The sequence below is a fragment of the Phaeobacter sp. genome (genome assembly GCF_022825805.1).
In the GTDB taxonomy this organism is placed as follows: domain Bacteria; phylum Pseudomonadota; class Alphaproteobacteria; order Rhodobacterales; family Rhodobacteraceae; genus Phaeobacter.
Window position 1 is genome coordinate 21,324 of sequence record NZ_JAJDWC010000088.1, and the last position, 6,000, is coordinate 27,323.

6 protein-coding genes are annotated in these 6,000 nt (G+C 59.8%); 3 read left to right on the forward strand and 3 right to left on the reverse strand.

Annotated features, from left to right (window positions below; translation table 11 throughout):
* Nucleotides 1–11: 11 nt before the first annotated feature.
* Together fabG and fabD are read right to left on the reverse strand one after the other, a co-directional pair.
* Entirely contained in the window at nucleotides 12–749 is a 738-nt protein-coding gene (gene fabG, locus Q0C28_RS09865; RefSeq protein ID WP_293575263.1) for a 3-oxoacyl-ACP reductase FabG, read from the reverse strand.
* Nucleotides 750–822: 73 nt separating this feature from the next.
* Nucleotides 823–1,755: an ACP S-malonyltransferase gene (gene fabD, locus Q0C28_RS09870; protein WP_293575265.1), complete on the reverse strand. Its 933-nt coding sequence runs from the start codon at nucleotides 1,753–1,755 to the stop codon at nucleotides 823–825.
* Between the two features lie 193 nt (nucleotides 1,756–1,948).
* Here fabD and Q0C28_RS09875 point away from each other — a divergent pair, with 193 nt between their 5' ends.
* The 3 genes from Q0C28_RS09875 (at nucleotide 1,949) to Q0C28_RS09890 (ending at nucleotide 5,054) form a co-directional block, all read left to right on the forward strand.
* Nucleotides 1,949–3,298 (forward strand): cytochrome b/b6 domain-containing protein, encoded by a 1,350-nt coding sequence (locus Q0C28_RS09875; protein ID WP_293575267.1) that lies wholly within the window; start codon nucleotides 1,949–1,951, stop codon nucleotides 3,296–3,298.
* Nucleotides 3,299–3,675: 377 nt separating this feature from the next.
* Nucleotides 3,676–4,209, forward strand: coding sequence for a glyoxalase superfamily protein (locus Q0C28_RS09885; protein ID WP_366934234.1), 534 nt, complete (start codon nucleotides 3,676–3,678; stop codon nucleotides 4,207–4,209).
* A 347-nt stretch (nucleotides 4,210–4,556) separates the two neighbouring features.
* Complete coding sequence (locus tag Q0C28_RS09890) at nucleotides 4,557–5,054, forward strand: GNAT family N-acetyltransferase (RefSeq protein WP_293575269.1); 498 nt, start codon at nucleotides 4,557–4,559, stop codon at nucleotides 5,052–5,054.
* A 188-nt stretch (nucleotides 5,055–5,242) separates the two neighbouring features.
* On the opposite strand, the gene Q0C28_RS09895 is transcribed toward Q0C28_RS09890, so the two are convergent.
* Nucleotides 5,243–5,818 carry a YceI family protein gene (locus tag Q0C28_RS09895; protein WP_293575271.1) on the reverse strand — a complete coding sequence of 192 codons (576 nt, stop codon included), beginning with the start codon at nucleotides 5,816–5,818 and terminating at the stop codon, nucleotides 5,243–5,245.
* Between the last annotated feature and the right edge of the window lie 182 nt (nucleotides 5,819–6,000).

Below are 6,000 nucleotides of genomic sequence, written 5' to 3' on the forward strand. Positions count from 1 at the left end.
AGGCCGCCGTTTTACAGCATGGCCATGCCGCCATTCACATGCAGGGTTGTGCCGGTGACATAGCCTGCTTCGGCGCTGGCCAGATACAAAACCGCCGAGGCGATCTCTTCCGGGCTGCCCATACGGCCGCTCGGGATCTGCGTCAGGATCGCCTCTTTCTGGCTATCGTTCAGCTTCTCGGTCATGGCGGTGGCGATGAAACCGGGGGCCACGGCGTTGACGGTGATGCCGCGGTTGGCGACCTCATAGGCGAGCGATTTGGACATGCCGACCATGCCTGCTTTGGCCGCCGCATAGTTGCCCTGCCCGGGGTTGCCAGTTGCGCCCACCACGGAAGAGATGTTGATGATGCGGCCCCAGCGGGCCTTCATCATGCCGCGCAGCACGCCACGGCACAGACGCATGGTGGCGGTCAGATTGACATCCAGCACCGATTGCCATTCGTCATCTTTCATCCGCATGAAGAGATTGTCGCGGGTGATGCCTGCGTTGTTGACCAGAATATCGACAGAGCCCAGCACCTCGGCGGCCTGTTTGGGCAGCGCGTCAACCGCCGCGGCGTCAGACAGGTTGCAGGTCAGCACATGGGCACGCTCTCCCAGGCTGGCTGCGAGGTCTTGCAGCGGGGCTTCGCGGGTGCCCGAAAGCGCGACGGTGGCGCCGGCTGCGTGCAGAGCGCGGGCGATTTCGCCGCCGATACCGCCGGATGCACCGGTGATCAGAGCGGTTTTTCCTGTCAGATCAAACATATTGTCTTGTCCTTATATTATGTGGCGCGAGACCACCCCGGCCCTGTGACGGCGCGGGGCGGATCGGCCGAGTTCATGCGGCGGTGGCGGCTGCCACGTCTTCGGGCGTCCCCACCTGACGGCAGGTCAATGACCGGTCGATCTTGCGGATCATGCCGGACAGTGCCTTGCCTGCACCGATTTCCCACACCTCTGTCACACCTTTGGCGGCCATGGTCTGCACGCTTTCACGCCAGCGCACGGAGCCTGTGACCTGTTCCACCAGCAACTGGCGAATATCCGCCGGATCAGTGACCACATCCGCGCGCACATTGGCGATCAGCGGCACGGCGGGCGCCGAAATGGTGACGCCAGCCAGCGCCTCGGCCATCACATCTGCGGCGGGCTGCATCAGCGCGCAATGGAACGGAGCAGACACCGGCAGCATCACAGCGCGCTTTGCGCCCTTGGCCTTGGCGATGTCAGCGGCGCGTTCCACCGCGGCCTTGGTGCCGGACACCACCACTTGCGTCGGATCGTTATCATTGGCGGCCTGGCAGACATCGCCCTCGGCGGCCTCTTCTGCGACGGCGCGCACGGCTTCAAGGTCGAGGCCCAGAATAGCCGCCATCGCGCCTTCGCCAACTGGCACAGCGCTTTGCATCGCCTGACCGCGGGTGCGCAGCAGGCGCGCGGTATCCGCAATCGACAAGGCTCCGGCCGCGGCCAGCGCGGAATATTCTCCCAGCGAATGGCCCGCAACAAAGCTTGCGCGTTGCAGCGACACGCCTTCGGCCTCCAGCGCGCGCATCGCGGCCAGCGAAGTTGCCATCAGCGCCGGTTGCGCATTCTGGGTCAGTGTCAGGGTTTCGATGTCCCCCTCCCAGATCAATTGGCTGAGCGCCTCGCCCAGGGCGCTGTCCACTTCGTCAAAGACCGCTTTGGCCGCCGGATAGGCCTCTGCCAGCGCTTTTCCCATACCGATCGTCTGGGCGCCCTGCCCGGGAAACACGAACCCAATAGTCATCTGAGACCTCTTTTATCTGCGTTTGTCTGCACATCTGCGTTGCAAGGGGTTTAGACGCAGGTGACGCAACGTACAAGCACAGGCTTGCGCCAACGCACTTTCACTGTGCAGTGAGGGACAGAGTTCACGGTTGTCTCGCAGATTTGCACAGATAGGTTAACTGCATGATCTGGTGAACCGAAGGGATGACCCCGTGGCAAAACAAAACTCCATCCATCATTACGGCAGTGTGGCCAAGACCTTTCACTGGCTGACCGCGCTGCTGATGCTGGCGATCTTTCCGCTGGGCTATTTTGCAACCCAGCTGGCGCATCAGATCACCGCATCGGATTTCAGTGGCGATCAATCGGTGATTGCGCGCGCCGTTTTGATGTTTTCGCTGCACAAAACGCTTGGGCTGGCGCTGTTTGCCACTGCCTTGCTGCGCATTCTCTGGGCGATGGGACAAACCAAACCCGCATCGCTCCACCCCGAGCGCAAGGCCGAGGTACTGGCGGCTGAGGTGGTGCATTGGCTGCTCTATGGTTCATTGGTGCTGGCCCCGCTGAGCGGCTGGATCCATCACGCCGCGACCACGGGCTATGCGCCGATCTGGTGGCCCTTTGGTCAGGATCTGCCCTTTGTGCCCAAATCGGTGACGGTGGCAGATGCTTTTGGCGGGCTGCACTGGCTGTTTGTCTGGACGCTGGCGGGATCGCTGGGCTTGCATATTGCCGGGGCGCTGAAACATCACGTCATCGACCGCGACATCACGCTGCTCCGGATGTTGCCCGGGCGCGCCGCGGCAGCGGCGATGGCAAGCGGTGGTCACGCTCAAGGTACAGGGTCGGCGCAAGACAACGGGCACGGTCCTGCTCCGGCGCTGATTGCGGTGGCGATCTGGACGCTGGTTCTGGCCGGTGGCGGCGCCTTTGGCGTCTACTCAAAACAGCAGGGCATCACCGGTGCGCCGGTTGCCTCGGACACTGCGAGCACAGATGCCGCAGAAACAGGCGCAGCAGACACAAGCGCGACAACCTCTGCCGCTGAGGGTGCCGCTGATGACACCGGAAACTGGAGCGTGGCTGAGGGCACGCTGGGCCTGTCCATCGTGCAAATGGGCAGCGCGGTCGAAGGCAGCTTTGAACAATGGGCCGCCACGATCCAGTTCGACGAACCCGCCGCCCCTGGCCCAGCCGGTCGTGTCCGCGTAGAAATCGCCATTGCGTCGCTCAGCCTTGGCACCGTGACCAACCAGGCGATGGGCGCGGATTATTTCGACAGCGCCACTTATCCGACAGCGGTGTTTGACGCCGACATCACCAAGCTCGCGGCGGGCCAGCCAACTGGCTATATCGCAGAGGGCACCCTGCGGATCCGCGATCAGGAAGTCCCGCTGAGCCTGCCGTTTGACCTGCAACTCTCTGGCGACAGCGCCGAGATGTCCGGCACGGTGGAGGTGAACCGGCTGGATTTCAACATCGGCCAGGGCGTACAGGACGAAGGCTCGCTGGCGTATGCAGTGCAGATCTCGGTCGACCTGACCGCGACCCGCACGGAATAAGCCGCAGCACTGCGCGCTCATGGACCCGGCGTTATGCGCCGGGTCTTTTGCGTTGAGAGGTGCTGTTTTGGCGCCTCGTTCCCCTACGGCGGAGGGATGCACCGCTGCGCAGACGAACGGTGTGCGAGCGAGCAAAACTGTCGCGCGCGCCACGCGGCTCCTTACCGCGCTTTCGGGACCAGGTCTTATTCCGGGCCTACGGGTCTGCATTGACAATCAACCTGCACCTGTGGAGGTTGTGTCGAAGGTCAGTGCTACCTGCCGCGCGCATCCCTCGGGACCGGTGAAAGTGCAATAGAGACAACAAGTTTATCTTCCGACCAGCATTCGGTCGGCAACGCGCGCACCGCTGAAGACATGCTGGGATGGAGACTTTGATGATCAGCTCTGACCAGGCCAAATCAATGGCCAAGAACCTGCGCTCAGCCCTAGGCGCTGATGGCATTCATATTGCACATGGGAAATCCCTGGAACTTATTGCCGCCAGCCTTGGCTTCGCCGACTGGAACACGGCCAGCGCGACGCTGAAACGCACAGCACATGACGCTATTTCGTTCACCGGATGCAACCCGATCATTCGGTTTTTCGACGAGGCCAAAGCGCGCGAGTTCTATTGCGACTTCCTTGGCTTTTCCGTCGCCTTTGAGCATCGATTCACAGACGACCTTCCACTTTACATGGCCGTTGAAAGAGCAGGTTTGCAGTTGCATTTGTCCGAACACCACAATGATGCGAGCCCGGGATCAAACGCCTTTATCCCGACGACAAATCTCCGCGCATTTCATCAAGAACTCTCGGACAAGCGCTATGCGTTCAATCGCCCTGGTTTGGAAAAGATGCCATGGGGTCTGCAGATGCAGGTCCATGACCCCTTTGGCAACCGTCTGAGGTTCTGTGAACAGGGATCATAGCCGCGGCGAAATGAACGCAACCCCGTTTGCACCGGAGGCCACGCGCCATTGATCACTCAGCTGCCGGACAAGCATGTGAACCGTTCATGCAGCGCGTGGCATCGTTTGATCTCTGGATGACGACAGTCATATCGGCATGGCGCGCTTGTTCATAGCACTGCGCGCTCACGGGCCCGGCGTTATGCGCCGGGTCTTTTGCACTAAGAGGTGCTGTATTGGTGCCTCATTCCCTTATGGCGGAGGGACGCATCGCTGCGCAGACGAACGGTGTGCGGGCTTTGCAGGCCTTGCGTTGTTCCCTAAACAAGAAAGCAGTTTTATGAGCGAGATTTTAGGCAGGTAATAACGTGTTTGATATTCCTACGTTGCGTTCTGAGCGCTTGGTCATGCGTCCCCCACGGTATGACGATTGGCCCGAGTTCCGAGATCTGATGCAGTCAGAACGATCCGAATTCATGGGCGGGCCCTTTTCGACCATTCACGCATGGGGAGATTTTTGTCATGGCATCGCGCTCTGGGAAATGTTTGGATTTGGGAGTCTTTCGGTTGAGCTCGCCACCACAAAACAATGCGTTGGAAGAGTTGAAATCAATTTTGGGCCAAGGTGCCCTGAGCCAGAATTGGGCTGGCAATTGTTCGAATTCGCGGAGGGCAAAGGCTATGCATTTGAGGCCGCGACTGAAATGCGCAGATGGGCTCTTGAAGTGCGAGAGCTGGACCGGCTTGTGAGTTACATAGATCCGAGGAATTCGCGGTCCGCAAAACTGGCTAAGCGACTTGGCGCTCGTCTTGACGACACTGCTGAAAAACAGGATCCGGGAGACCTCGTTTACCGTCACATTTGATGGGGCAAGTGATCTCAAATTCAGCCTGCAGCATTGCTGTTACGGCTCCACCACCACGAAACAACCGCTGCCCCGATTGGAGCAGCGGTTTCTTGTTTTGCGTAGCGGGCCCTGGGGCCACGCACGTCTGGGGCCACGCAGGTCTGCGTGTTGCACCTGTGGGCTACACGCGCCTGCGGTTTGTAGCCTTATTCGGCTTTCATCGCCTCGATCGAGATGGTGACGGCGACTTCATCGCTGACGAAGGGTGCGAATTTGCCGACATTGTAGTCGGAGCGCAGCAGCGTGGTGGTGGCGTCAAAACCGGCCCAGGGCTTGCCTGCCATCGGGTGCTGGCCGGTCTGGTTCAGCTTGGCGTCCAGAACCACCGATTTGGTGACACCATTGATGGTCAGATCGCCGGTGATATTGGCGGTGTTTTCGCCCGTGACCTCAATCCCGGTGGAGGTGAAGGAGATCATTTCGCCTTCGGTCGCTTCAAAGAAGTCCGCGGACATGAAATGCTCTTCGCGCTGTTCCCAACCGGTGAACATGGACATGACAGGCATGGAGACGGACACGGAGGAGTTTTCGGGGTTTTCCTGGTCAAACATCACCTCGCCCTCGAAGCCGGAGAACATGCCATAGGTGGTCGAAAAACCGAGGTGGTTGTAGCTGAAGATCACCTGGCTGTGGCTTGCGTCCAGCACATAAGCCTCTGGCGCGGCGAAGGCGGTGGTGGCGGTTGCGCCCATCAAGGCAGCGGCAAAAAGGGTCTTTTTCATGATAATGGCTCCATTGGACCTGATGTCATCTGGTCCCAGTTGAGAGGTTTGAGGCAAAAAAGGGAAGCCCGCAAAACCCAACAGTATCTGTGTTCTGATGAACAGCCAAAGCCTGCGGTAAAGAATGTCGCTAACAAGCGATATGTCCGGTGTAGGTAACATGCGATCTGTCCGGTTTTATC